This window comes from Hymenobacter glaciei (assembly GCF_039539585.1).
GTDB lineage: Bacteria > Bacteroidota > Bacteroidia > Cytophagales > Hymenobacteraceae > Hymenobacter > Hymenobacter glaciei.
Map to the genome: position 1 here is coordinate 66,653 of NZ_BAABDK010000016.1, position 25,309 is coordinate 91,961.

Below are 25,309 nucleotides of genomic sequence, written 5' to 3' on the forward strand. Positions count from 1 at the left end.
CCTCAACGGCTTTGGTGTTCGTAAAAAAATGAAAAAGCCGGCTGGTGCGGTGGTACTCAGCATGGCCAGTTCCGCTAGGCTTTTCATGCAATGGCTACTTCACACTAAGCTGTACACTGGTTATCAACTCGATACCGCTTGAGCCATAGCTACCGCGGCCGCCATAGCCGCCACCGTAACTACCGCGCATCCCCACAGTATTCTGGCTGCCTACTACGCTGCCGTCGGGGCTGGCCACGCCGCCCCCACCGGGCGTGTTGCCGGCTACCAGCACGCCCACTACCGCTACCGGGCCAGGGTTCAGGGCTGGCAGGCGGCGATAGAGCAGCCGCAGCGGCACGGCCAGCTCATAAATCAGGTCGTCCTGGGCATTAAAGCCGAGGGCAACTTTCACGCCCAGCGGCGACTGTGCGTCGGTGAGGGTAGCCTCCTTGCTGCCTTTGTAATTCAGTAGCTCCATTTCGCGCATTTCGGCCAGGGCGAGCGTGCGGCGCGACCGGCGTTCGGCCAGCGTGGCATTCGGGTCGGGGGCCGTTTGGGCGCCGGGTGGCACGCCGCCCAGCGGGTAGCGCACCCCAAACTGGTGCTGGCTGCGGCCCGTGGTATCGAGCCACACGGTAAGGCCCCGGCGCAACACCCGGGCCTGGGTGGCTTGGTCGGCCACTTTCAGGCGCACATACACGGTGCGGCTGTCGTTCAGCACCTGGTATTGGAGTTTGCTGGTGGGGTCGTAGCGCAGCGAATCGGTCCAGTCGGTGGGCTGGCCGTCGGTGGTGGGCGGAGTGGCCGCGAACCGGGCCGCCTGGCTGGCCATGGGTTGGCGGCTGCACGCCAGCAGCAGCATGGTAGTGGGCAGCAAGGCGGGCCAGCAACGGGAAATGGTCATCGAAAAAAGAGAAAATTATGGGTGAGCGGGACGGCAATGCTAGCCGTCCGGCGGTGCGGTTTGGGTGAATATCGGGCAAACCTATTTCACATTGGCAGGAAAATGGTATTAGCCCCCGGAAGTAGCCTCTGGCAGGGCCAGCGCAACCGCTACGGCTCTGCTTCCGTTGCTAGCCCATTCACTGCCCTTCACCGGCCTTGTCCGCTTTATTTGTTCTCATGAATACTCCTCTTCTCCGCGGCCTGCGCGCCGGCGCCGTTGTTTGCCTGCTGGCCCCGCTGGCCGGCTCATCGAGCGTTACCGACTGGACCGCCCACCGGGCTGCCCCCGCGCCAGCGGCCCCCGCCGCCCGCCCGCTGCAAGGTGCCAAGCCCGACCCGGCCGTGATTGCCCAGTTTGGCCTTTACAACAACGCCAAGCTGCAAAGCCTCATCACGGCCCGCGGCAAAGCCATGGCCGCCGTTTCGGACCGCCCCGGCGACTACGGCTTCACCGTGGTCGACTCGCCCGTCATCAACGCCTTTGCCACGCCCGACGGCCACGTGTACTTCACGCGCGGCATCATGGCCTATTTTAATAATGAGGCCCAGTTCTCGGGTGTGCTGGGCCACGAGCTGGGCCACATCACGGCCCAGCACGGCAAAAAACAGCAGACGCGCAGCACCATCGCCGGCATTGGCATGATACTCGGGTCGGTGCTGGCTCCGCGCGTGATGCAGTCGGTGGGCGGCGTGGCGCAGCAAGTAGTAGGCCTCGGTATGCTCAAATACGGCCGCAACGACGAGAACGAGGCCGACGGCCTGGGCGTGAAGTACTCGACCAAAATTGGCTACGATGCCAGCTACATGGCCGATTTCTTCCAGACGCTGCAACGCACCGAAGAGCAGCGCGGCGCCAGCATTCCCACCTTCCTCAGCACGCACCCCAACTCGGCCGACCGCTACACCCGCGTGAAAGGCCTGGCGTCGCAAGCAAAGCAGAGCGGCGGCCGCAGCAGCTACATGGTGAACCGCGACACCTATTTGCGCCAGATTGAGGGCCTAACTTATGGAGAAGACCCGCGCCAGGGCTTTGTGGAGAGCAGCGTGTTTTACCACCCCGACCTTAAGTTCCGCTTCCCGATTCCCTCGGGCTGGAAGTCGCAGAACTCGCCCGACAAATTTCAGATGGCCGAGCCCAATGGCAAGGCCCTGCTGGTGTTCCTGGGCGCATCGGGCAGCTCGCTCGACGAGGCCGCCCAAGGCCTGGCCAAAGCAATTGGCGTAACCAATGCCCAGGCCCAGAAAACGACCATCAACGGTTTCCCGGCGCTGGTGTTTGAAGGCGACCAGCAGGCCCAGGACCAGCAGAGCGCCCCGCCCCACGTGCTGGCCCAGCTTATTCAGGATGGAAATAGTGTGTGGGCTTTTGTGGGCCTGGCTGCCCCGACCTCGTTCGCCACCTACGCCCCGCAATTTCAGCAAGTGGCCCAGGGTTTTGGCCGCCTCACCGACCCCAACAAGCTAAACCGCCAGCCCGAGCATGTGCGCATCCGCACCGCGACCGGCACCCAAACGCTGGCCTCGGCCCTGGCTTCGGCCGGAATCTCCTCGAAGCGCTACCAGGAGATGGCGATTCTCAACGGCATGCAAACCACTGATAAGCTGCCGAAAGGCATGCTGTATAAGGTGGTGGGCAAGTAGGCTCGAAGCTTACGCAAAACAAACGGCCCGCTGCTTTCCAGGCAGCGGGCCGTTTGTTTTGCAGCCGGCTACCCGTTCCTGCCCCAGCTGCGCTTAGCCTCAAGATACCAAAGCATGCACCTGCCAGGGGCGTTTCCTATGGCACGTAGCGGATAATGAAGTTCTTTATGGGGTTCTTCTTGATAAGCGTCACGAGCTGGCCGTTGGCGTACTGGTACTCATCCTCGCGGCCGTCGCGGCGGGCGCCATAGGTACCGGCGGCCGTTTTGGCTACGCTGAAAAAATCGCCAAAATATTCGGCATAGGCACGGGAACGGCCCATTGGCTCGCCGAAAAACATGTCGGTAACAGTGTAGGTGATAGGTGCTTTTTCGGTGGCTAAGCGGTGGTATTTGTACTGGTCGGCCCGAATGTCGTAATGGTCGCCTTTCCACTCGGTGCGCGAGCTGAAATCGCCCTGGTTGGTATGGGCTTCCACGGTAGAAAGCAGGAGCTGGCCAGCCCGCACGCGGTTCACCACTTGGTAATACACCTTGAGGTGGTAAAAGAGAATGGTGACTTTTACGTCGCTGGTGCAGGTATACACCACGTCGGTGGTACCGGGCTGGGGCTGGCGGGTAGCCGTCATGGTGCCCACGCGCAGGCCGGCCACCTCGATGGCGTAGCGGCGTGTTTCGGGCGCGGGGGGCCGGGCGGGTTGCGCACGTGCGGCGGCGGGGCCCAGTAGCGCGGCGGCAAACAAACCAATCAAGTGCTTCATATGGCGGCAGGCGGGCGCTACCTTGCAGCCGCACGGGCAAAGGTCGGCGGGAAATGCTGTTTCCGCGCGTCCGGTTGCCCACTGGCTTACGTAGGTGAGGCGGGTTCCCAAAAAATGCGGAATTTGCGTTCCCGACTTTCCTCAAATGACCCTCAGCGTAATTATTCCGACTTACAACGAAGCCCGCAACATTGGCCGGCTCGTGACCGAACTGCGCAGCTACGCCCCCCAGGCCCAGGTGCTGGTAGTGGATGCCCACAGCCCCGATGGCACTGCCGAGGCTGCCCGCCAGGCGGGCGCAACCGTGCTGCTGGCCCCCAAGCCGGGCCGGGCCGCTCAAATGAACCACGGCACTGCCAACGCCACCGGCGAGCTCCTCTACTTCGTGCACGCCGATGTGAGCCTGCACCCCGATTTCGTGGCCACCATCACGCAGGCCGTGGCCGATGGCTACGCGGCTGGCTGCTACCGTTTCCGGTTCGATTCTCAGCATCCGCTGCTGCGCATCAATAGCTACGGCACGCGCTTTAAAGGCATTATGAGTCGGGGCGGCGACCAGACACTGTTTATCACGCGGGCGCTGTTTGAGCGGTTGGGCGGCTTCAACGAGCAGTTTGTGATAATGGAGGACTTCGAAATTATTCAGCGCATCCGGCGGGTGGCGCGGTTTTTCATTGCTCCGCACGCCGTCACGGTGTCGGCCCGCAAGTACGAAACCAACTCCTGGCTGCGGGTGCAGCTGGCCAACCTCACGGCCTTTTCGCTGTTCTTCCTGAAGGCCTCGCCCGTAAAAATCGCGCGCACTTACAAGGCCATGCTCAACACGTATTGATGCCCGCGCCCGTACTCGTGACCGGGGCCAACGGCTTCTTGGGGCGGCACCTAGTGGCCGAGTTGCGCCGTCGGGGCCAGCCCGTGCGCGCGCTGCTGCGGCCCGGCACGCCAGCCCCTTTCGATGCGGCCGATACTGATATCAGCTACCATTTTGCCGATATTACGGAAGCGGCTCAAGTTGCCGGCGCGGCTGAGGGCTGCGCGGCCATCATCCACGCGGCCGCGCGAGCGAGCGTGAACCCGGCCCGCGACCCGGCCCTGTGGGCGACCAACGTCGTTGGCACCGAAAGGGTGCTGCAAGAAGCCCACCGCGCCGCCGTGGGGCGGCTGGTGTACATAGGCACGGCCAACGTATTTGGCTTTGGCACCAAAGACCAACCCGGCGACGAAACCCGGCCCTACGCCGGCCGCCGCTACGGCCTCGACTACATGGACAGCAAGCGCGCGGCCACCGACCTGGTACTGCGCGCCGCCAGCCAGCAGCATTTGCCCGCCGTGCTGGTGCATCCCACCTTCATGCTCGGCCCCAACGACGCCAAGCCCACCTCTAATGCCTTGCTGCTGGAGCTGTACCGGCGTCGCCTGCCTGGCTACCCGCCCGGCGGCAAAAACTACGTGCATGTGCACGACGTGGCCACTGCCACTGTCAACGCCCTGAGCATGGGCCGCGTGGGCGAATCCTACCTCCTTGGCAACGAAAACCTGAGCTACCAAGAAGCCTTTACCCGCCTGGCCCGGATGCTGGACGTGCCCCCGCCGCGCTGGCCCATTCCGGCCAGTCTGGCTATGGTGTACGGTAAGCTGTGCGACGTAAAAACCCGCCTTACGGGCCGGCCGGCGCAATTGAACGCGGCCATGGCTGCGGTGGCCAACGACGGCCACTACTTCTCGGCCCAGAAAGCCCGAACCGAGCTTTCCCTGCCGCAAACTTCCATCGACCAGGCCGCCGCGGAGGCCATGGCCTGGTTTCAAGCCAATAATTATGTCTGAGTTGCCGAAGGCTGCACCGGTAGCCGGGTTGCCCTTACGCCCGGCCGGAGCTGGCGTCTTTGCCGGTCGGGTAGCTATTGTCACGGGCTCTGAGTCGGGTATCGGGCGCGAAACGGCCCGCACGTTGTGCGAATCCGGGGCCGCCGTGGTGCTCAATGGCCGCCAGCCCGAACGCCTCGAACATACCCGCCACACCCTGGCCGCGGCGGGCCACCGAGTAGCCACCTGCGTGGCCGACATCACCGACTATGCTGACTGCGAACGCCTCGTGGCCACGGCCGTCAGCAGCTTTGGGCGGCTCGACATCCTGGTAACCAACGCGAGTATCTCGCAGCGCGCGTACTTCGCCGACATGCAGCCCGAGGTGTTTCGCCGGGTGCTCGACAGCAACGTGTACGGCTCGGTGTACCCGCTCATGGCCGCGCTGCCCCACTTGGTCGCCAGCCGGGGCAGCGTCACCTTTATCTCCTCCATCTCGGCTTTGAATGGCATGCCGAGCGGCTCGGCCTACTGCGCCGGCAAAGCGGCCATTTCCAACCTGGCCCACACCCTGCGCCTGGAGCTGGCCGAAACGGGCATGCACTTCGGCGTGGTGCACATCGGCTTCACCCAGAACGACCCCGAGAAGCGCGTGCTCGACGCGGCCGGCCAGCCGGTGCCCATTGCGCACCGCCCGCCCCGCTGGCAGAAGTCGCAGGCCGAAGTGGCGGCCATCATCGTGCGCCACATCCGGAAGCGGAAGCGGCGCACGGTCATCTCATTCCTGGGCCGCATTATCGTTCTCATTCACAATACCCTGCCCAAGCTCGGTGACTGGATTGTGCTGACGACGATAAAGCGAATGCGGAAGTTTTACGAATAGAGGGGTGAGGCCTTTGGCAAAAATCAACGATACTAAAAAGGCCCGCAGCAATCTGCTACGGGCCTTTTTTTATTGACTACTTCGATTCCTGCTTGGGAGCGAAAAGCAGGTTAAACGTTGAAGCGGAAGTGCATGATGTCGCCATCCTGCACCACGTATTCTTTGCCTTCGACTGCCATTTTGCCGGCTTCCTTGATTTTCACCTCGGTCTTGTATTCCTGGTAATCGGGCAGCTTGATGACCTCGGCGCGGATGAAGCCCTTCTCGAAATCGGAGTGGATTACGCCGGCTGCCGCGGGCGCTTTGTCGCCGCGGTGAATGGTCCAGGCGCGTACTTCCTGCACGCCGGCAGTGAAGTAGGTAATCAGGTTCAGCAGCTCGTAGCTGGCGCGGATGAGCTTGTTCAGGCCCGACTCGGTGAGGCCGTATTCGCCGAGGAACATTTCTTTTTCCTCGGGGTCTTCCATGTCGGCAATCTGGGCTTCGATGGCAGCCGATACCAGCACGACCTGGGCACCTTCGGCTTTCACGTGCTCGCGCAGGGCGCTTACGTGGTTGTTACCGTTGCTGGCAATGCTGGCTTCGTCCACGTTGGCCACGTAAATCACGGGCTTGATGGTGAGCAGCTGCAGGTCGGCAATGGCTTCGAGGTCATCGGCCGAAGCCGTTACGGCGCGGGCATTCTCGCCGCCTTCGAGGGCCGCTTTGAATTTCTGCAGCGATACTACTTCCTTCTTGGCCACGGCGTCGCCGGCTTTGGCGCTGCGCTCGCTCTTGAGAAGCTTCTTGTCGATGCTTTCCAGGTCCTTCAATTGGAGCTCCGTGTCGATAACATCCTTATCGAACACGGGGTCAACCCCGCCGGCTACGTGCACGATGTTGGGGTCGTCGAAGCAGCGCACCACGTGAATGATGGCATCTACCTCGCGGATGTTGGCCAGGAATTTATTGCCCAGGCCTTCACCTTTGCTGGCCCCCTTCACGAGGCCGGCGATGTCGACAAACTCGATAATGGTGGGCAGCACGCGCTTGGGGTTCACGAGGGCTTCCAGAATCTGCAGCCGCTCGTCGGGCACGGTGATGACGCCCACATTGGGCTCGATGGTGCAAAACGGGTAGTTAGCCGATTCGGCCTTGGCGTTCGATAACGCGTTGAAAAGGGTGGATTTACCGACGTTCGGCAAGCCGACGATACCGCAGCGGAGGCCCATTACTTCTAATTAAGATTGAAGAATTAAGAATGAAGAATTAGTCCATTCAGCCGCAAAGGTACGGCGTAGCGCGCAGCCTTTGCTGCGTGGCACGAGCACAGCGAGTATCCGGCGGCTTCTCCAATCGTGTATACTCGCTGCGCTCGTGCCACGCCGCATAAGGCTGCGCGCTACAGAAAAACGGCGCAACCAGACGAGAGTCCGATTGCGCCGTTTTGCGTGGCCAAAAAATTAACCGCTAACCGTTAATCATTAACTATTGCCCCTTAGTAGTTGTCGTCGGCCCGGTTGGGGTCGAAGGCGGGGCGCTCGACCTCGCGGCGGGGCTGGTCGCGGTCGTCGAAGTCGCGGGGGCGGTCGAGTTCGGCCACTTCCTCGGGACTCAGCAGTTCTTCGCGCACATAGTCGACGGCATCCTGCAAAGCATCCACAAATTTGAGGAAATCTTCCTTGTAGAGGAAGATTTTATGCTTCTCGTACGAAACGGAATCGTCGCCATTCTGGCGCCGTTTGCTTTCGGTGATGGTCAGGTAGTAATCCTGGCCGCGGGTGGCTTTCACGTCGAAGAAATACGTGCGCTTGCCGGCTTTAATGCGTTGGGAATAAATCTCTTCCTGGTCGTGACGGTCGTCCACGGGAATGGGTTGGGGGTATGGGTGGGAAATAGGTTTGTCGTTTGGATGAAAGGCCTAACTTACGAAAGATGTGCGAAAGATAAACGCCGGAGCAAGGGTGGCTGTTGAGAGTAGAACGTCATGTCGAGCGGAGCCAAGACGTTTCGCGGGCTACCGCTAACTCGTTTCCCTGTCGATTGAATTACTACCCCACGCGAGATGTCTCGGCTGCGCTCGACATGACCGTACTTTATGGCTTCAAAGCCCTCTGCCCGCTCCTCTCCCATGCCCCTCGACCTCGCTGCCATCCGCTCCTTCGAAAACCTGGAATTCCTGGCCCGCCAGCTGGTCGACGGGTTCATCACCGGCCTGCACCAGTCGCCTTACCACGGCTTTTCGGTGGAGTTCTCGGAGCATCGCCTCTACAACCCCGGCGAGAGCACGCGCCACATCGACTGGAAGGTATTTGCCCGCACCGACAAGCTGTTTGTGAAGCGCTACGAGGAAGAAACCAACCTGCGCGCCCACCTGCTGCTCGATGTTAGCCCGAGCATGTACTACCCCGCCCCGAACCACGACAAGCTGAAGTTCAGCATTCTGGCCGCCGCTGCCCTCACCACGCTGCTCACCCGGCAGCGCGACGCCGTGGGCCTGGTCACTTTCGCCGATACCATTGAGCTGCAAACGCCTGTGCGCTCCACCAGCACCCACCGCCACACGCTGCTGCTGGCCCTGCAGCAGTTGCTGGAGCGGCCGCCGGCGCCCAAATCGGGCCGGGGCACCGATGTGGCCGGCACCATCCACACCATTGCGCAGCAGATTCCGAAACGCTCGCTCGTTATCGTGTTCAGCGACATGCTGGGGCGGGGGGCCGCCGAGCAGGATGCGGCCCTTTCGGCGTTGCAGCACCTCAAGCACCAGCACCACGAGGTGCTGCTCTTCCACGTGCTCGACCGCGCCACCGAGGCCAACTTCGAGTTTGCGGAGCGGCCTTACATCTTCGAGGATGTGGAAACCGGCTTCGAAATCAAGCTCCAGCCCTCCCAGATTAAAGACCAGTACCAAGCGGCCATGACGACCTACGAGCAGGAGCTGGCGCTGCGCTGCGGCCAACTGCGCATCGACTTCGTGCCGGTAGATGTGCGCGAGCCTTTCGAAAAGGTGCTGTATGCTTACCTGGTGAAGCGCGGCAAAGTGCGGTAGTTTCTTATTTTAAACGTTGATTCCTGTGTTCCTGCTCCGCCTTTTGCTCATTTTTGGGGTTTCCCTGCTGGTTTTTGCGCCCATCACGGGCTACATCGCCTACAACTACGGCCGCTCCTTCTGGCGCTGGTTTGCGCTGGGGCTGTTGCTGCCTTTTTTCTCGGTATTTATTGCCCTGTTCGTGGCCATGCGCGAGCGGAGCGCCGAAGACCAGGCCGGGCGCCAAAACCCGCCGCGCCGGTAACCCCGCCTTGCTGGCATGCAGATAGAGGCTAGGGCGAATCGAATAGGTGAAGAAGCAGGATTTGTAATGCTACTTTGCTATATTTGCTTTACGCTAATTTTCCGCCTTTTTCTGCAATAAAATGTTCACAATTTCACCCAAATGGGTGGGCTTACCGCTGGAACCTACGCCCCTGCGCAAGCTTGCCGGCGCAGCTCTGCTTGCAACTGCTCTGCTAGCCACCAGTTGCAGCCAGGATGTTGAGCTGGCGGCCCCCGCCTCGCCCGCTACCTCCACCTATTCGGCCGACGCGGCCACCAAATGGGCCGACATGGAGCTGCGGCTCATCAAGAATGGAACAGGATTTTCGCCACCGGTAGCGGCCCGCGCGCTGGGCTACGCCGGCGTAGCCCTCTACGGGGCCGTACAGCCCGGCATTGCCGGCAGCCAGTCGCTGGCCGGGCAGCTTACCGGCCTCAACACCCTGCCCCAGCCCGAAGCTGGCCAGTTCTACAACTGGGCCGTGGCCGCCAACACCGCCCAGGCCCTGATGGCCAAAAGCTTGTTTGGCAACGCCTCCGCTGCCCAGCGCACCAGCATCGACTCGTTGGAAACGGCCCTGAACGCCTCGTACCGCACGGCGGCCGAGTTCGACCGCTCGGTGCAGTTTGGCCGCGCCGTGGCCCAGGCCGTGTTCGACTGGTCGCGCACCGACGGCGGGCACGAGAGCTACCTCAGCAACCAGCCGGCTGGGTACGTGCCGCCCACTGGCACGGGCCTGTGGGCCCCCGCCAGCAACGCGGCTTCGGCCCGCGCCCTGCAGCCCTACTGGGGCCAGAACCGCATGTTCCTGCCCGCCAATGCTGCCCTAGCCATGCCGGCCCTGCCCTATGTGTATTCCACCCAAGCGGGCTCGGCCTATTATGGGCAGGTAGAAGAGTTGTACACCACCAGCCGCGCCCTCACGGCGGCCCAGCGCACCACTGCCCTGTACTGGGCCGATGGCGGCCAGACCATTACTCCTCCCGGCCATTCCATCAGCATTACGGGCGTGGTGCTGCGCGACCGCAAAGCCACACTGGCGCTGGCGGCCGAAGCCTACGCCCGCGTGGGCATTGCTGTGGCCGATGCCTTCATCAGCTGCTGGAAATGCAAGTACCAGTTCAACTGGCAACGCCCCGATGCCGCGATTCGCGCCATGATAGACCCAACCTGGCAGCCGCTGATTGCCTCGCCCCCCTTCCCCGAGTTCGTGTCGGGGCATTCGTCGCAGTCCGGCGCGGCCGCCCAGGTACTGGAAGAGTTGTTCGGGGCCCAAACGGCGTTTGTTGACAATTCGCACCAGGCGCGCGGCGCGGGGTTTGAGCCCCGCTCCTTCGCCAGCTTCGCGGCCTTTGCCGACGAGGCCGCCGTTTCGCGCCTCTACGGCGGCATTCACTTCCGCAGCTCCAACGAAATTGGGCTGGTAGAAGGCCGCAAAGTTGGCCGCAACGTGTCGGCGCTGCGCTTTAAGTAGCAGGCAGTTGGGAAGCCGTTGAGCGAATATTTGACCGTCATGCTGAGCAGAATCGAAGCATTTCTACCGTAATAGTAAATCCTGTCGATTGGATTACTGCTGCGGTAGAGATGCTTCGGCTCCGCTCAGCATGACGGTCTTTTTTGCTTGGGCAAATTGCTTCCGGTCGTTCTTTGCGCTCGCAAGCAACTCCCCAACCATGAAAATCTTGATTATCGGCGGCGGCAATATGGGCCTCACCTATGCCCGCAGCTTCGTGCGCGCCCACATCACCTCGCGGCTCGATTTGCGTCTGCTGGCCCGCTCGCCCGGGCGCGTGGCCGCGCTGGCCGCCCACGAGATTGGCACGGTGTGGGGCTCGCCGGCCGAGTGCGTGCCGGGTGCCGACATCCTCATTCTCGCCGTGAAGCCGCAGGACTCGCCGACGCTATTTGCAGCCCTGCAGGGGCTGGTACAGCCGCAGCAGCTCGTGCTTAGCATCATGGCCGGCGTGCGGATTGCCACCCTGCGCGAGGCGCTCGGCACGCCCAAAATCATTCGGGCCATGCCCAACTTACCCGCTCAGATTGGCATGGGCATGACGGCCTTCACCAGCACCGACGAGGTGAGCCGGGCCGAGCTGGTGCAGGTGCAAAACCTGCTGAGCACCACCGGCAAAACCGTGTACGTGGAGCAGGAAAGCGCCATTGATGCCAGCACGGCCATCTCCGGCAGTGGCCCGGCCTACGTGTACTACTGCATGGAAGCTCTGATGGCGGCCGCCGCCCAAATGGGCTTCAGCGGGGCCGAGGCCGAGTTGCTGGTAAGCCAGACCTTTCGCGGGGCGGTGGAGCTGTACTCGCAGTCGGGCCTGAGCTGCCAGGACTGGATTGCCAAAGTAGCCTCGAAAGGCGGCACCACCGAGGCGGCACTGGGCGCTTTCGGCGCGGGTGCGGTACGCGAGGGGCTCATGGCCGGCGCTGGTGCCGCGCGGGACCGGGCCGAGGAGCTTGGGCGCTAATACCCGCACATATTCTTTTTCTGTCGGTTATTTGGCGCGTGAAAAAACTCCTCCCCTTCCTGCTGTTCGCGGCCTTTTCCTACACGCCGGCCCAGGCCCAAACGTCGAAACCCACCACGGCAACTTCAGCCCCTTCCCTCGTTTCAACCAGCCATCGGCAGGCGGCGGAAACACTACTGACGCTCGTTTACCCGCCGGGCGCATTCGACAAGCTCGTCGACCAGATGCTGGATATGCAACTCAAGCAGCGACCCGAAGCGGCCGCTTTTGAAGCCGAAATGAGGTCGTTTTTCAGCAAATACATGAGCTGGAACAGCTTGAAATCCGACATAGTCGAAATCTACAGCCGCAATTTCACGGAGACGGAATTGCGCGATATCACGAAGTTTTATCAAACGCCTACCGGCCGCAAAATGTCATCGGTTTTGCCGCAGCTCATGCAATCGAGCATGGAGATTGGGCAAAAACGGGTGCAGGAGCATTTGCCGGAGCTCCAGGAAGCCATCAAGTCCAAACTGGAAGCCCAAAAGGGCAAGTAACACCCTTCTGTTCAGCGGCGGCGGCGGCAGCGACCCATATTTTGGGCTGCTGCCGCCGTTTTTTACGCCACCGAATACCCCGCAAAATCCTTCCGCAGCTGGGTTTTGAGAATTTTGCCGGTGGCCGTGTGTGGCAGCTGCTCCACAAATTCCACGGCGTCGGGCTCGCAGAATTTGGCCACTTTGCCTTTGAAGAAGGCGAGCATTTCTTCGGCCGAAACGTCCAGGCCGGGGCGACGCACCACTACCAGCAGCGGCCGCTCGCTCCATTTAGCGCTGGGCACGCCAATGACGGCGGCCTCGGCCACGGCGGGGTGCGCCACGGCCAAGTTTTCGAGGTCGATGCTGGAAATCCATTCCCCGCCGGACTTGATGACGTCCTTCGAACGGTCGGTGATTTGCATGAACCCGTCGGGGTCGATGGTGGCTACGTCGCCGGTGCGGAACCAGCCGTCGCCGGTAAGCTCGCCGGGCGTGGGGCTGCGGAAATAGTCGCGCACCACCCAAGGGCCGCGCACCAGCAGGTCGCCGAAAGCCACGCCGTCGTGCGGCAGCTCCTGGCCGTCGTCGCCCACAATCTTCATATCAATGCCAAACACTGCCCGGCCTTGCTTGGCCAGTATAGCCGCTTTTTCCTCGGCTGGCAAATGCTGCTGGTTGGCTTTGAGGCGGCTACCGGTGCCTAGCGGGCTGGTTTCCGTCATGCCCCAGGCGTGGGTGATGGTCACATTCAGCTCCTCTACGAAGGCTTTCATCAGAGCCGGCGGGCACGAGGAGCCGCCCACTACCGTGCGCCGCAGCGTGCGGAACGTGCGGTGGCCGTCGCGCATGAACTGCAGCAGCGCCAGCCAGATGGTGGGCACCCCGGCCGAAAACGTCACGCCCTCGTTTTCCATGAGCTCAAACAGGCTGGCGCTGTCCATGCCCGCGCCGGGCAGCACCAGCTTCGAGCCATTGAGCGGCGCGGCGTAGGGCAAGCCCCAGGCGTTGACGTGGAACATGGGCACCACGGGCATAATCACATCGGCCGACGAGCAGCCCAACGAATCGGGAAACGAAATCCCCATGGCGTGCAGCACCGTGGAGCGGTGCGAGTAGAGCACGCCCTTGGGCTGGTCGGTGGTGCCGGAAGTGTAGCACAGCGAGCAGGCCGTATTTTCGTCGAAGCTCGGCCACGCGTAGCCGCCAGACTGGGCGGCCAGCAGGTCTTCGTAGCTGCACAGGCCGGGCATCACCGATTCTTTGGGCAAGTGCTCGGGCCCGGCCATTAGCACCCATTTCTCGACGGAAGGGCACACCGAAGCCAGGCGCTCGACGAGCGGTAAAAATGTGAGGTCGAAGAACAGAAGCCGGTCTTCGGCGTGGTTGATGATGTAGACGAGCTGCTCGGGAAACAGGCGCGGGTTGATGGTGTGGCACACTGCGCCTATGCCCGCTACGCCGTAGTAGAGCTCGAAATGGCGGTGCGTGTTCCAGGCTAGGGTGCCCACCCGGTCGCCGTTTTCGATGCCGAGGGCCAGCAGGGCTTGGGCCAGCTGCTGGCTGCGCTGGTTGGCGGCGGCATACGTGTAGCGGTGCATACCGCCCTCGGGCAGCCGCGACACAATTTCGGTATCGGAATGCCACTTGGCGGCGTGCTCGATTATCGAAGCCACGCGCAGCGGCTCAGCCATCATCAGTCCTTGCATAGGGAGCGGGTTGGGAATGAAAAGATGCCCGTAAGGTAGCAAGCTTCGGGGCTTTTGCTACCAGTTTCGCTCCGTCTACGCCTTAGGCTGGCAGCAGAGCGAATAAATAGGCCACTGCTAAACAACATTTTATATAATTCTTGTTATATATTTTAATTATATTATATTTGCGCACCTTTTAGCCACAAAGGTTCGGCTGAGCTCATTGCCTCGCGACGGGCTGCCGGCACATATCCATCCCATCCCACCTTTTTTTCGCTATGGAACACTCCGACTCCGGATGCAATCCAAAACCCCTCCCGATGCGCGTTGCATCGCCCCTGCGCTTTGGCCTTTTGGTACTGAGCTTGCTCTGCACCCTGCTGCTGGCCGCCTCGGCTCCCGCCCAGGCCTCTCACTTTCGCTACGGCAGCCTGACCTGGCAGACCGTTTCGACCAACGCGGCTGGCCAAACCACGGTTAAGTTTAAAGTCACCCAGGCCTTCCGGGAAGACTTTCCCTGGGCAGTACCTCCCGTGGTGGGCGGCACTGAATACACGGGACCGCTCGACTTCGGCGATGGCAATTCGGCCCCCATCAACCTGGTCATTACGTCGATTAACTTTTCCGATATCTCCTTTTTTGGGGAAGCTGAAATCACGCATACGTATGCTGCCGCCCCGGCAGGCACGAAGTATACAGCCTTATATACGAGCAACGCCCGGATTGGCACCCTGCAAAACAACGCGAACCAGGCGTGGAATGTCTTCACCGACGTAACGGTGGGCACTACCAATAACTCGCCCGTTTCGACCCTGCCAGCAATTGTGAACCTGGCCGTTGGCCAGGCAGCCGCCACGTTTACCGTGCCCGGCAGCGACAGTTCGCCGCTCACCTTCTCGCTGGTGCCCTCCGGCGGCCTGGCCCCCTATGCCTCGTTTATCCAAGCGCCCGGCCTGAGCATTACCCCAACCGGCGTGGCCAGCTTCCCCACCACTGGCAAATCAATTGGGGCCCTCTACAACGCCATTGTCGCGATTTCTGACGGGTCGACCACCATTATGGTTGACTTCATCATTCGCATGGTAGGGCCTTCGCAAAGCCCCTTGTTTGATTATAGCCCCGGCCTGACCCCTGCCGATGGCAGCACCATTCAGGTTGTGGCCGGCAACGCCATGTCCTTTAATGTGCAGGCCTACGACCCCGATGCCGGCGACGTGGTGACTTTACAGGGCACGGGCCTGCCGCCGGGCTCGGTTTTTCCGGCCGTAGCAGCCGCAAACCCCGTTGCCAGCACCTTTAGCTGGACGCCAACTGCTGGCGACGTGGGCCCGCATGTGCTAAGCTTCACGGCGCAGGACCCGGCTGGCGTACAGGCGCTTACATCGGTAACCATCAATGTAACTCTTTGCAACCTGAGCCTGCAAACGAGCAGCAGCGACGTGACCTGCAACGGTGGCAGCAATGGCACCGTTGACCTGACGGTAACCGGCGCGACCGGTACGCCCACCTACGCCTGGACCGGGCCCGGCACGTTCACAGCCACGACCGAGGACCTGACGGGCCTGAGCCCAGGCACCTATTCCGTGACGGTGACGGACGCCAACAATTGCCGTAAAACCGCGACGGCCACCGTTGGGCAGCCAGCGCCGGTACCCACTCCTGTCATTACCCCAACAGCCACGAGCAGCGTCTTTACGGGCGGACCGGTCACAACTATTTACCTGGGCTATGGGCCACAGAGTGTGCAGTTGACGGCCTCTAATGGCGACGGCACCTATAGCTGGAGCCCGGCTGCTGGCTTGAGTACCACAACCGGAGCAACCGTGTTGGCGGCCCCTACCACCACCACTACTTATACGGTTACCGCAACCAACGCCGCTGGCTGTACCGCCACCGCCACCATCACCATTGCCGTAATCGATGTGCGCTGTGGCAATAAGAACGACAAGGTACTGGTGTGCCACAACGGCCACGAAATCTGCATCTCGCCCAATGCCGTGAACACGCACCTGACCTCCCCGAGCCATACCGACTACCTGGGTGCCTGCCAGGCCCTCGGCCGGAGCCTGGCCGCTGATAACACTGCTGCGGTAGACGAAGCGGCCAGCCTGGAAGCCTACCCGAACCCCGCCGCGGGCCAGGCCACCGTTTCCTTCCGCAACGCCACCGCCTCCCCGGCTAAGCTGCTGCTCTACAACTATCTCGGGGCTGTAGTTGCTACGCTCTATGACGGCCCGACGGAAGCCGGCCAACTGTACTCAGTAACTGTTGACAGCAAGAACCTGCCCAGCGGCGTGTATTACTGCCGACTGGCAATTAATGGCGAGGTGAGAACCACCCGTCTCTCGGTGGTCAAGTAGTTGCGGGCCCAATGGGCCTACCCGTTGAAGAGAAGGCCGGACCACAGTCCGGCCTTCTTTTTTTTGCTTGGGTCAGGGTTTAGCTTGCCGTGTCAATTGTTCGGGACCTAAGCCGCATCGCGCCGCCGGGTTACTGGAGCAGTCATTAAAGCTCGGCTCAGAGAGGAATGCACCCGCTGGGGCTATTAGCCGCCTCTCACCTACCGCGCCGCCTCAATTGCCACCTGCAGCAACGACGAGCGTACGCTCAATTCCGTCAGCTTATTGTTCCGGCGCGTGGGGTGCACGCGGTTGGTCAGCAGCACCACCACCAAGTCCTTTTCGGGCTCCACCCAGAAGTAGGTACCCGTGAAGCCTGTGTGGCCGTAGCTGCGCTGCGAAGCACTTTTAGCCGAGTTCACCGTAGGATTGGCAGCGGGGCGGTCGAACGCCAGGGCACGGCGGTTGTCGGGGCAGAACTGGCAGCTGGTCCACTCGGCCAGCACGGCTTTGTCGAAGAGCTGCTGGCCGCCGTAGCGGCCGCCCCAGGCGTAGGTCTGGGCCAGCTTGGCCACGTCGTTGGCATCGCCGAACAGGCCGGCGTGGCCCGAGAGGCCGCCGAGCAGAGCCGCGCCTTCGTCGTGCACGGTGCCATGCAGCAGCTGCCGCCGGAAAGCCGAATCCACTTCCGTCGGCACAATGCGCTTGAGGGGGAAACGGTTGGTGGGCCGGAAGCCCAGCGTGGTGGCACCCAGCGGGCCGTATACCTGCTTCTGCAAGTAGGCATCGAGCGGCTGCCCAGTGCGGGCCTTCACCAGCTCGGGATAGAGGATAAACGACAAGTCGGAGTACACGTAGCCAGGCTTGGCATTCAGCGGCGAATCCCCAATTTCCTTGTAGATGCGGGCCGGCAAGTCCTTGCGCGCCCACAGCCCGGCAGCGGCTGGCAGCGGGAACCGGGCCGACGAATCAGCGCGGAAAAAGCGGCGGCGCATCTCGCCGTTTTTCCTACGAAGCTCCTGCCAAAACGGAATCCAAGCCTGCAGGCGGGCTTGGTGGGTCAGCACGTCGCGCATTTTTAAGTCGGCCTTGTTGGTGCCGCGCAGGAAGGAGAAGTAGTTGCCCATCGCACTATCGGGGCTGAATTTGCGCTCGCCTTCCAGGCGCATCAACGCGGGCGTGGCGGCCATCAGCTTGGTCATCGAAGCCAGGTCGTAGAGGTCGTCGTTATGCACCCGGCGAGGGGCGGACACTTCGTTTAATGAAGAATTGGCAGCCGCTTTCTTGTTGTTCGCCGCTTTTTGCTTTTTCAATTCCTCATTCCTAATTCCTAATTCTTCATTGCGGGCAAAGCCCGCATACGTTTGGTTGCCATAGCTTTTGCGCAGCACTACCGTGCCGCGCCGGGCAATGAGCACCTGCGCTCCGGGGAAGGCCTGGGCTGCCAGCGCCCGGCCCACGAGGCTGTCCACGCGAGCTTCGAGGCGCGGGTCCATGGCTTCGTCCTCGGGGTTGGCGTAGCGCAGGCGCGAGCCGGCAGTGGTGCGCAGGCCAAAGCCGCGGGGGTACTTGTCGCTCACGGTTACGGGCAGCTTGCCGGTGGCCGCGATGCCGCCGAAAATGGCTTGGGCAGTTAGGTTTTGGGCATTCGTGCTTTCCTGGTAGGCCATGATGACGGCGCTGGCGCGGTCGAGGTCGCGCACCCGGGCCACGGCGTAGGCCGAGCCAAAAACGCTAAGCACGAGCTGCTGCTTTTGGTCGGCGAGCTCGCGGAGCAGCATGTTGGCTTCGGGCGTGATGCCAAAACTGGTAGCAGGCAGGCGGCCCAGATTCTGCAAGCTCACCAGTATAAGGTTGTAGGGCTTGAGGGCGGCGCGCAGCTTCATCAGCTCATCGAGCGTGGCCGTGGCTGAGGCATGGAAATGCGCAGCCGGCGCATAGTCGCCCACCGCCCGCTGGAAATCGGTGGTGTCGCGCGGGGAGCCGCCCAGTACCAGCGTGGCAATGCGCAGCGTATCGAGGCGCTGCAGGGGCAGCAGGTTTTTCTGGTTGCGCAGCAGCGTGATGCTGAGCTCGGTGAGGCGGTGGCTGAGGTACTCGGCGTGCGGGCCGTTGAGGTCTTCGTAAAGGTTTTTGGTATCGATGGGCCGGTAGCGGTTCAGGCCCGACCACTGCTTGAGGGCCAGCACACGGCGGCAGTGTTCGTCAATTTCCTTCTGCGAAATCCGGCCGCTGTCCACGGCGGTGCGCACCATTTTCAGGGCCAGCGGCACGTTCTTGCTGAACTCCAGAATGTCGTTGCCAGCCATGAGGGCCCGCACGTCGGCTTCGCCGGGCGGAAATTTCGTGATGACGCCCTTCATGTTCATCGCATCCGTGAAAATCAGGCCCTTAAAGCCCATTTCCTTGCGCAGCACGCCTTCGATAATCGGTTTGGAAAGCGTGCTCGGGCCGGGCACGGTGTCGAGGGCGGGCACGTTGAGGTGGGCCACCATCATGCCGCCCAGCCCGCCCGCGATGAGGCTGCGGAAGGGCGGCAGCTCCAGCGTATCGAGCCGCTTGCGGTCGACGCGAACGGTGGGTAGGGCCAGGTGCGAGTCGGCGTCCACGTCGCCGTGCCCGGGGAAGTGCTTGGCCACGGCCAGAATGCCGGCATCCTGCAGGCCGCGCATGTACTGGCGGCCGTCGCGGGCCACGGCAGCGGGGTTTTCTCCCCAGCTGCGGAAGCCGATAACCGGGTTGGCGGGGTTGTTATTCACATCAACCACCGGCGCGAAATTGACGTGCATGCCCAGGCGCTTGAACTGCCGGGCCACCTCGCGGCCCATGTCGTAGAGCAGGGCCGTGTCGGTTTCGCCGCCCAGGCTCATCTGGTACGGAAACTTCACCACGCTGTCGAGGCGCATGCCCACGCCCCACTCGCCGTCGAGGGCCACCAGCAGCGGCACTTTGCTCTGGCTCTGGTAGCGGTTGAGGAGGCGCGCCTGCCGGCCCGGGCCGCCCTGGAAGAATATCAGCCCGCCAATGCCCGATTGCTGGATAAGGGCCGAGATTGAGTCCTCATCGATGCGCTTGCGGTTGGAGTACGCGGCCACCATGAACAGCTGCGCGGCCCGTTGGTCGGGCGTGAGCACCCGCATCAGGCTATCGACCCACGGCGAGTGCAGGTACTGCGTGAAGGCGGGTGTACCGGGCACCAGGGCCGGCCGGGGCAAAACCTTTTTGGCGGGAGCAGCTTTGATACGGGGCCGGGCGGAGGAATTGGCACGTACGGGTGCCGGGCGCTGCTGGGCCTGTGCCAACAAGGGAGCCGCCAGCAGCCAGCTCAACAGCAAATACTTAAATATTGACAAAGCCTAATGCGTTTTCTGATTCTGAGAAGGTATTTCTTAATACGAAAGTAACACGAGCTGCCACCAATTGCAGGCACCAGCAAGCTCGGCTGTTGGAAGGCATTGCAGCCCGGCGGCGCACCCTTTTATAGCATACTGATTCTGATAATTTGCTCCTTACCCACATGCATCAGTTTAGGTTATTTCCGGTTTTAGATGCATCCAGGTAAAACAGCGTCTTCTAGGGCGTCAAGCATCATTTATTTTATAATAGCGATTAAGTATAGTTCACTTTTTGAACAATTAATGTTATTTGCCGACTAACGCCGTCTTTTAATACTTTTAAAAACCTAATTCAACCAATGGCTCTCTTTACTTTTAATCGACCTTTTTTGGCATCGATAAATATCTTGGCGCTGGCTGCGGCGGCGTTTAGTCACCAGGAAGCCTCGGCACAAGTCCTCAGCAAAACGCAGGATTTTTCGGGTGCCGCGGATAGCCCCAACATGTATGCAACAGCCACCACTGCTGCCAACGCAACCAACTCCGGTACAGCAGGATTCTTCGCGACAAATTTTACTCAGCCTGGCTTTGGTGCTTTTGGAGTGGCCGATGCGAATGCCAGTGCTACGCCCAACACCATTCCAATCGTGTTTGCCACCCAAGTATTTCAGGCGGGCTCAACTAATAATGCTTTGACGTTTCAAGTTGGTCAGAACGGTCAGTTTGGTTTTGACAACAACAACTTAGTGTATGTTGACGTCTCGGTTGCCGGGGGTGCTCCTGTCAGGGTCTTAAGCGTGACGGGAACAAGCACCAACAATGCCGCAACGAGCTTTACCATAGGCCAAGGGCTTACCGTTGCAAGCTCATACGCAAGCCCCATTGCTCAGGTGATTGAATCAAACAGCAACGTTGTCGGGAAATTCATCATCAATCTCCCCAATTTTGCTATCCGTACAGCTGTTGGGGTAACTATTACACTTACAGCATCTAAAAAATCAACGGTACTCATTGACAACGTTACGATTTCGTCATCGTCGCCCTTGCCTGTCGAACTCACCCGCTTTGATGCCGCCGCTAAAGGCACTGGCGTGGGCCTGAGCTGGGCCACGGCCAGCGAAAAAAACAGTGCCTACTTCGAGGTGCAGCGCAGCGCCACCGGCGAAGCCTACGAAGCCATTGGCCGCGTAGCCGCCCAGGGCAGCAGCAGCAGCGCGCGCGAATACGGTTTCACGGATGCGCGCCCGCTAGCCGGCTTGGCTTACTACCGCCTGCGCCAGGTTGACACCGACGGCACCACGGCCTACTCGCCCGTCGCCACGGCCCGTCGCGGCGGCGAAATCGCGACCATTTACCCCAACCCCACCGCCGATGCCGTGATGCTGCCCGCCAGCCTGGGCTCCGTGCGCTACCGCGTCCTCAACGCCCTGGGCCAGACGCTGACCAGCGGCCAGGCTGCCGGCGGCGACCGCCTCGACCTGAGCACCCTGCCCAAAGGCGCGTTCTTCTTGGAACTGACCGATACCACCGGCCGCCACACCCAGCGCCTGACGCGCCAATAGGCTCACGGTTTATTCCGGGTAAAGCCCCGCTCCTCATCCGGGAGCGGGGCTTTGTTGTACTGGCGAGCGTAGGTTGGCCGAACGCAGCGGACAAACCCGGGTGGCCCTGCCGGGAATTTCGCGTTATTTGAGGCCGCTAATTGACGTCATTCTCCGCATCCTCCCTTCATGAAGAAATTTGCTTTGGCCGGCCTCGTGGCGGCCGCCCTTACCACGGCCTGCAACCAGACCAAAACCACCGAAACGGCCACGACCAGCGCAAGCGGCGCGGCGGCCGACTCGACCAAGGGCCTAAACGGCCTGTTCGCTAGCTTCTGGGAGCAGCAGTCGCGCCTCGACCCGCTCTCGGCCACGGCCCAGGGCGACAACCGCTTCAACAACCGCCTGCCCAACGACCAGACCCAGGCCTTCCGCGACACGCTGCGCACCTTCTACCAGGACTACCTGGGCCGGCTGGGCAAGTTCGACCGCGCCGGGCTGGACGAGAACGACAAAATCAGCTACGACATCTTTCAGTACGACCTGAAGCAGCGTGTGGATGGGATGAAGCTGAATACCTGGATGATGCCGTTTCAGCAGTTCTGGGGCCTTCCTATTTCGATGGGGCAGTTTGGCTCGGGGCAGGGCAACCAACCGTTCAAAACCGTGCAGGACTACGACAACTGGCTGGGCCGGGTGCGCGGCTTCACGGTGTGGGCCGACTCGGCCATTGGCAACTTCCGCCGCGGCATGCGGGCCGGCGTGGTGCTGCCCAAGGCCCTGGTGGAGAAGATGATTCCGCAGATGCGCGCCAAGGACATGCAGGTGACCGACGCCACCAAGTCGCTGTTCTACGGCCCCATCACGCGCTTCCCAAAGGAGTTTTCGGACGCGGACAAAAAGCGCCTTACCGAGGATTACAAGAAGGCCATTCTGGCCGAAGTAGTGCCGACGTACAAGAAGCTGGGCGATTTCCTGGCCAACGAGTACCTGCCGAAGTCGCGCCCGACCAGCGGCATCAACGCGGTGCCGGGCGGGCCCGAAATCTACCGCTACTACGCCAGCTACTGGACCACCACCGAGAAAACCCCGGCCGACATCCATGCCCTGGGTTTGCGCGAAGTGGCCCGCCTGCGCGCCGAGATGGAGCGCGTGAAAACCCAGCTGGGCTTTAAAGGTACCCTGCGGCAGTTCTTCGAAAGCCTGAAGCACGACCCCAAGGCCATGCCCTTTAAAACGGCCGAAGAGGTATTGGCCGGCTTCCGCCAGATTCAGAAAACCATCGACCCGAACCTGAAAAAGATGTTCGGGCGCGTGCCCAAGTCGCCGTTCGAAATCCGCCGCACCGAGGCCTTCCGCGAAGCATCGGCGTCGGCCGAGTACAACCAGGGCTCGCCGGACGGCACCCGGCCGGGCATTTTTTATGTGCCGCTGCCCAAGCCTGCCGAATACAACGTGACGCAGGGCATGGAGTCGCTGTTTCTGCACGAAGCCATTCCGGGCCACCACTACCAGATTTCGCTGCAGCAGGAAAACACCGGCCTGCCCAAGTTCCGCCAGTTTGCCGGCTACGGCGCCATGACGGAGGGCTGGGCCCTGTACTGCGAGAGCTTGGGCAAAGAATTGGGCCTCTACAAAGACCCCTACCAGTACGTGGGTGCCCTGAACGACGAGATGCTGCGCGCCGTGCGCCTGGTGGTGGATACCGGCCTGCACACCGGCCAGCTCACCCGCGAGCAGGCCATCGAGTACATGCTCGACAACATGCCCGCCAGCAAGGAGGACGACACCTCGGCCATCGAGCGCTACATGGCCATTCCGGGCCAGGCACTGGCCTACAAAATCGGCCAGCTGAAGATTCAGGAGCTGCGCGCCCGCTACGAGAAGCAGCTGGGCAGCAAGTTCTCGCTCAGCAACTTCCACGACGAGCTGCTGAAGGACGGCGTGATGCCGCTGGCCGTGCTCGAAACCAAAATGAACGCCTGGGCGAAGCAGCAGTAGTGAGTCGTGAGTAGAAAGAACGTCATGCTGAGCTTGTCGAAGCATCTCTACTGCACAAGTAATCCAATCGATTCAACGAAGCGGTAGAGATGCTTCGACAAGCTCAGCATGACGTCCCTTTTTTGGATATTCTGTTTTGACGTTCCGTCATAACCAAGGTCGCCACCTAAACTCCCGCCAAGGTCTGGACCTGAGCGGGAGTTTTTGCTTTTAACCAGAACGGTTGGCGGGGTGTATTCTGGTTAAAAAAATGTAGCTTGCCGGCTTAATTCCAGGGTTAATGAAGCGTGTTTTTGTTCTGTTGGTGGTGATGTGGGGGGTTGTAGCCGGGGCCGGCTGGGCGCGGCAGCCCACGCCGGGCACCACATCGGCCGCCTTGCTAGCCAACCTGTTTAATAACTACTGGGACGACCGCGCCCGTTTGTTTCCGCTGCTGGCCACGGCCCAGGGCGACAACCGCTACAACGACCGCCTGCCCAACGACCAGACCCGCGCCTTCCGCCAGCAGCAGGCTCGCCTCTACCGCCGCTACCTGAACGACCTGCTGAACATCGACCGGGCCCGCCTTTCGGCCGACGACAAGCTCAGCTACGACATCTTCCAGTACGAGATGCGCACGCGCATCGAGGGCCTGCGCTTGAACACCTGGATGATGCCCTTCGCCCAAATTTACAGCCTGCCCACCACGCTGGGCCAGTTGGGTACGGGCACGGGCGCACAGCCCTTCCGCACGGTGCGCGACTACGACAACTGGCTGGCCCGGGTGAGCCGGTTTCCGGTGTGGGCCGACTCGGCCATGGCCAATTTCCGGGAAGGCGCTAAAGCGGCGGTGGTGCTACCCAAAGTACTGGTACTGAAAATGGTGCCGCAGCTGCAGGCCCAGGTGGTGGGCGAATCGACGCGCAGCTTGTTCTACGGGCCCATCGAGCGCATGCCGGCCAGTTTTTCGGAGTCCGACCGCGCCCGCCTCACCGCCGCGTATCAGGAGGCCATTGCCACCGATTTGGTGCCCACCTACCGCAAGCTGGCCGAATTTCTGCAAACCGAATACCTGCCTCAGGCCCGCAACAGCACCGGCTTGGGCGACGTGCCCGGCGGGGCCGAGATGTACCGCTACGACGTGCGCCTGATGACCACCACCTCGCGCGACCCCGACGCCGTTTACCAAACCGGCATCAGCGAAGTAAAGCGCATTCGGGCCGAGATGGAGGCGGTGAAAAAGCAGGTAGGTTACAAAGGCAGCCTGTCGAGCTTCTTCAACTCGCTGAGCAACAACCCGCGCTTTATGCCCTACCAGACCCCGGAGGAGGTGTTGCGGGCTTTCCGGGGCGTGCAGGCGCGCATTGCCCCCAACCTGAGCCGGCTATTTGGCCGGGCGCCCAAGTCGCCGTTTGAAATCCGGCAGACGGAGGCTTTTCGGGCGGCGGCGGCGTCGGCCGAGTACAACCGGGGCACGGCCGACGGCTCGCGGCCGGGCATCTTCTACGTACCCATTCTCGACGCCACCAAATTCAACGTGACGTCGGGCATGGAGTCGCTGTTTCTGCACGAAGCCATTCCCGGCCACCACTACCAATTGTCCTTGCAGCAGGAGAACACCAGCCTGCCCAAGTTTCGGCGCTTCGGCTCGTACCCGGCGTTCAGCGAGGGCTGGGCATTGTATTGCGAAAGCATGGGCCGCGAATTGGGCCTCTACCAGGACCCCTACCAGCGCCTGGGCGCGCTCGGCGACGAAATGCACCGCGCACTGCGCCTGGTGGTGGACGTGGGCCTGCACCTGAAGGGCATGAGCCGCGAGCAGGCCATCGACTACCTGATGGCCAACGAGCCCATTGCCGAGCCCGCCGCCACCGCCGAAGTAGAGCGCTACCTGGCCATGCCCGGCCAGGCCCTCACCTACAAAGTGGGCGCCCTGAAGCTGCGCGAGCTGCGCACCCGCTACGAGCGGCAGCTGCTCAAAAAATTCAACCTCAAGGCCTTCCACGATGAGATTCTGGCGGGCGGCTCGATGCCGCTGGCCATTCTAGAGCGGCACATGGATGCCTGGGCGGCCCGGCAGCGGTAGGTGAAACCGGTTTGGCAGGGGCAGGAAAGTTGACAACG

The 25,309-nt window shown here is 61.7% G+C and carries 19 protein-coding genes; 13 read left to right on the plus strand and 6 right to left on the minus strand.

All coding sequences use genetic code 11. The features are described from left to right. Positions 1-94: 94 nt before the first annotated feature. Positions 95-886, minus strand: a complete 792-nt coding sequence (locus ABD837_RS09240; RefSeq protein WP_345053242.1) for a hypothetical protein — start codon at positions 884-886, stop codon at positions 95-97. A gap of 218 nt (positions 887-1,104) precedes the next feature. On the opposite strand from ABD837_RS09240, the gene ABD837_RS09245 reads away from it, so the two are divergent. Beyond that, positions 1,105-2,568, plus strand: a complete 1,464-nt coding sequence (locus ABD837_RS09245; protein WP_345053245.1) for a M48 family metalloprotease — start codon at positions 1,105-1,107, stop codon at positions 2,566-2,568. A gap of 136 nt (positions 2,569-2,704) precedes the next feature. On the opposite strand, the gene ABD837_RS09250 is transcribed toward ABD837_RS09245, so the two are convergent. Beyond that, positions 2,705-3,328, minus strand: a complete 624-nt coding sequence (locus tag ABD837_RS09250) for a DUF6134 family protein (protein WP_345053248.1) — start codon at positions 3,326-3,328, stop codon at positions 2,705-2,707. Between the two features lie 145 nt (positions 3,329-3,473). Here ABD837_RS09250 and ABD837_RS09255 point away from each other — a divergent pair, with 145 nt between their 5' ends. The 3 genes from ABD837_RS09255 to ABD837_RS09265 are packed head-to-tail and all read left to right on the plus strand — an operon-like array spanning position 3,474 to position 6,014. Further along, positions 3,474-4,160, plus strand: coding sequence for a TIGR04283 family arsenosugar biosynthesis glycosyltransferase (locus ABD837_RS09255; RefSeq protein WP_345053252.1), 687 nt, complete (start codon positions 3,474-3,476; stop codon positions 4,158-4,160). Beyond that, positions 4,160-5,152, plus strand: a complete 993-nt coding sequence (locus tag ABD837_RS09260) for an NAD-dependent epimerase/dehydratase family protein (RefSeq protein WP_345053254.1) — start codon at positions 4,160-4,162, stop codon at positions 5,150-5,152. The genes ABD837_RS09255 and ABD837_RS09260 overlap by 1 nt, the downstream gene beginning before the upstream one ends. Further along, positions 5,145-6,014, plus strand: a complete 870-nt coding sequence (locus ABD837_RS09265) for an SDR family oxidoreductase (RefSeq protein ID WP_345053256.1) — start codon at positions 5,145-5,147, stop codon at positions 6,012-6,014. Before ABD837_RS09260 ends, ABD837_RS09265 begins: the two co-directional genes overlap by 8 nt. Positions 6,015-6,124: 110 nt before the next feature. On the opposite strand, the gene ychF is transcribed toward ABD837_RS09265, so the two are convergent. Then, a complete protein-coding gene (gene ychF, locus ABD837_RS09270; RefSeq protein ID WP_345053259.1) occupies positions 6,125-7,225 on the minus strand; it encodes a redox-regulated ATPase YchF in 1,101 nt (366 codons plus the stop codon). Between the two features lie 266 nt (positions 7,226-7,491). After that, entirely contained in the window at positions 7,492-7,860 is a 369-nt protein-coding gene (locus ABD837_RS09275) for a DUF3276 family protein (RefSeq protein WP_345053261.1), read from the minus strand. Positions 7,861-8,124: 264 nt separating this feature from the next. On the opposite strand from ABD837_RS09275, the gene ABD837_RS09280 reads away from it, so the two are divergent. The 5 genes from ABD837_RS09280 to ABD837_RS09300 all read left to right on the plus strand — a co-directional run bounded on the left by ABD837_RS09280 (position 8,125) and on the right by ABD837_RS09300 (position 12,320). After that, positions 8,125-9,042: a DUF58 domain-containing protein gene (locus ABD837_RS09280; RefSeq protein WP_345053263.1), complete on the plus strand. Its 918-nt coding sequence runs from the start codon at positions 8,125-8,127 to the stop codon at positions 9,040-9,042. A 25-nt stretch (positions 9,043-9,067) separates the two neighbouring features. Further along, complete coding sequence (locus ABD837_RS09285; protein ID WP_345053265.1) at positions 9,068-9,286, plus strand: hypothetical protein; 219 nt, start codon at positions 9,068-9,070, stop codon at positions 9,284-9,286. A 121-nt stretch (positions 9,287-9,407) separates the two neighbouring features. Further along, positions 9,408-10,781 carry a vanadium-dependent haloperoxidase gene (locus tag ABD837_RS09290; RefSeq protein ID WP_345053267.1) on the plus strand — a complete coding sequence of 458 codons (1,374 nt, stop codon included), beginning with the start codon at positions 9,408-9,410 and terminating at the stop codon, positions 10,779-10,781. 199 nt (positions 10,782-10,980) lie between these two features. Beyond that, positions 10,981-11,781 (plus strand): pyrroline-5-carboxylate reductase, encoded by an 801-nt coding sequence (gene proC / locus ABD837_RS09295; RefSeq protein ID WP_345053270.1) that lies wholly within the window; start codon positions 10,981-10,983, stop codon positions 11,779-11,781. A 38-nt stretch (positions 11,782-11,819) separates the two neighbouring features. Continuing rightward, positions 11,820-12,320 carry a DUF2059 domain-containing protein gene (locus tag ABD837_RS09300; protein WP_345053272.1) on the plus strand — a complete coding sequence of 167 codons (501 nt, stop codon included), beginning with the start codon at positions 11,820-11,822 and terminating at the stop codon, positions 12,318-12,320. A gap of 62 nt (positions 12,321-12,382) precedes the next feature. On the opposite strand, the gene ABD837_RS09305 is transcribed toward ABD837_RS09300, so the two are convergent. Then, the gene (locus ABD837_RS09305) at positions 12,383-14,008 is read right to left on the minus strand and encodes a 3-(methylthio)propionyl-CoA ligase (protein WP_345053275.1); all 1,626 of its coding nucleotides are present in this window, start codon (positions 14,006-14,008) and stop codon (positions 12,383-12,385) included. A 302-nt stretch (positions 14,009-14,310) separates the two neighbouring features. Between ABD837_RS09305 and ABD837_RS09310 the strand changes: the two genes are divergently transcribed. After that, a complete protein-coding gene (locus tag ABD837_RS09310; protein WP_345053278.1) occupies positions 14,311-16,350 on the plus strand; it encodes a T9SS type A sorting domain-containing protein in 2,040 nt (679 codons plus the stop codon). A 200-nt stretch (positions 16,351-16,550) separates the two neighbouring features. On the opposite strand, the gene ABD837_RS09315 is transcribed toward ABD837_RS09310, so the two are convergent. After that, a complete protein-coding gene (locus ABD837_RS09315) occupies positions 16,551-19,682 on the minus strand; it encodes a serine hydrolase domain-containing protein (protein WP_345053280.1) in 3,132 nt (1,043 codons plus the stop codon). Positions 19,683-20,707: 1,025 nt separating this feature from the next. Between ABD837_RS09315 and ABD837_RS09320 the strand changes: the two genes are divergently transcribed. From ABD837_RS09320 to ABD837_RS09330, 3 genes are all read left to right on the plus strand, one after another. Further along, entirely contained in the window at positions 20,708-21,226 is a 519-nt protein-coding gene (locus tag ABD837_RS09320; RefSeq protein ID WP_345053283.1) for a T9SS type A sorting domain-containing protein, read from the plus strand. Positions 21,227-21,394: 168 nt separating this feature from the next. After that, the gene (locus ABD837_RS09325; protein WP_345053285.1) at positions 21,395-23,206 is read left to right on the plus strand and encodes a DUF885 domain-containing protein; all 1,812 of its coding nucleotides are present in this window, start codon (positions 21,395-21,397) and stop codon (positions 23,204-23,206) included. Between the two features lie 280 nt (positions 23,207-23,486). Continuing rightward, on the plus strand, positions 23,487-25,271 hold the full coding sequence (locus tag ABD837_RS09330; protein ID WP_345053288.1) for a DUF885 domain-containing protein: 1,785 nt from the start codon (positions 23,487-23,489) through the stop codon (positions 25,269-25,271). Positions 25,272-25,309 lie beyond the last annotated feature (38 nt).

Bases quoted from the DNA above. Each gene is read 5' to 3' on its own strand.
- ABD837_RS09240 (WP_345053242.1), bottom strand. From the start codon at position 886: ATGACCATTTCCCGTTGCTGGCCCGCCTTGCTGCCCACTACCATGCTG.
- ABD837_RS09245 (WP_345053245.1), top strand. From the start codon at position 1,105: ATGAATACTCCTCTTCTCCGCGGCCTGCGCGCCGGCGCCGTTGTTTGC.
- ABD837_RS09250 (WP_345053248.1), bottom strand. From the start codon at position 3,328: ATGAAGCACTTGATTGGTTTGTTTGCCGCCGCGCTACTGGGCCCCGCC.
- ABD837_RS09255 (WP_345053252.1), top strand. From the start codon at position 3,474: ATGACCCTCAGCGTAATTATTCCGACTTACAACGAAGCCCGCAACATT.
- ABD837_RS09260 (WP_345053254.1), top strand. From the start codon at position 4,160: ATGCCCGCGCCCGTACTCGTGACCGGGGCCAACGGCTTCTTGGGGCGG.
- ABD837_RS09265 (WP_345053256.1), top strand. From the start codon at position 5,145: ATGTCTGAGTTGCCGAAGGCTGCACCGGTAGCCGGGTTGCCCTTACGC.
- ychF (WP_345053259.1), bottom strand. From the start codon at position 7,225: ATGGGCCTCCGCTGCGGTATCGTCGGCTTGCCGAACGTCGGTAAATCC.
- ABD837_RS09280 (WP_345053263.1), top strand. From the start codon at position 8,125: ATGCCCCTCGACCTCGCTGCCATCCGCTCCTTCGAAAACCTGGAATTC.
- ABD837_RS09290 (WP_345053267.1), top strand. From the start codon at position 9,408: ATGTTCACAATTTCACCCAAATGGGTGGGCTTACCGCTGGAACCTACG.
- proC (WP_345053270.1), top strand. From the start codon at position 10,981: ATGAAAATCTTGATTATCGGCGGCGGCAATATGGGCCTCACCTATGCC.
- ABD837_RS09305 (WP_345053275.1), bottom strand. From the start codon at position 14,008: ATGCAAGGACTGATGATGGCTGAGCCGCTGCGCGTGGCTTCGATAATC.
- ABD837_RS09310 (WP_345053278.1), top strand. From the start codon at position 14,311: ATGCGCGTTGCATCGCCCCTGCGCTTTGGCCTTTTGGTACTGAGCTTG.
- ABD837_RS09325 (WP_345053285.1), top strand. From the start codon at position 21,395: ATGAAGAAATTTGCTTTGGCCGGCCTCGTGGCGGCCGCCCTTACCACG.
- ABD837_RS09330 (WP_345053288.1), top strand. From the start codon at position 23,487: ATGAAGCGTGTTTTTGTTCTGTTGGTGGTGATGTGGGGGGTTGTAGCC.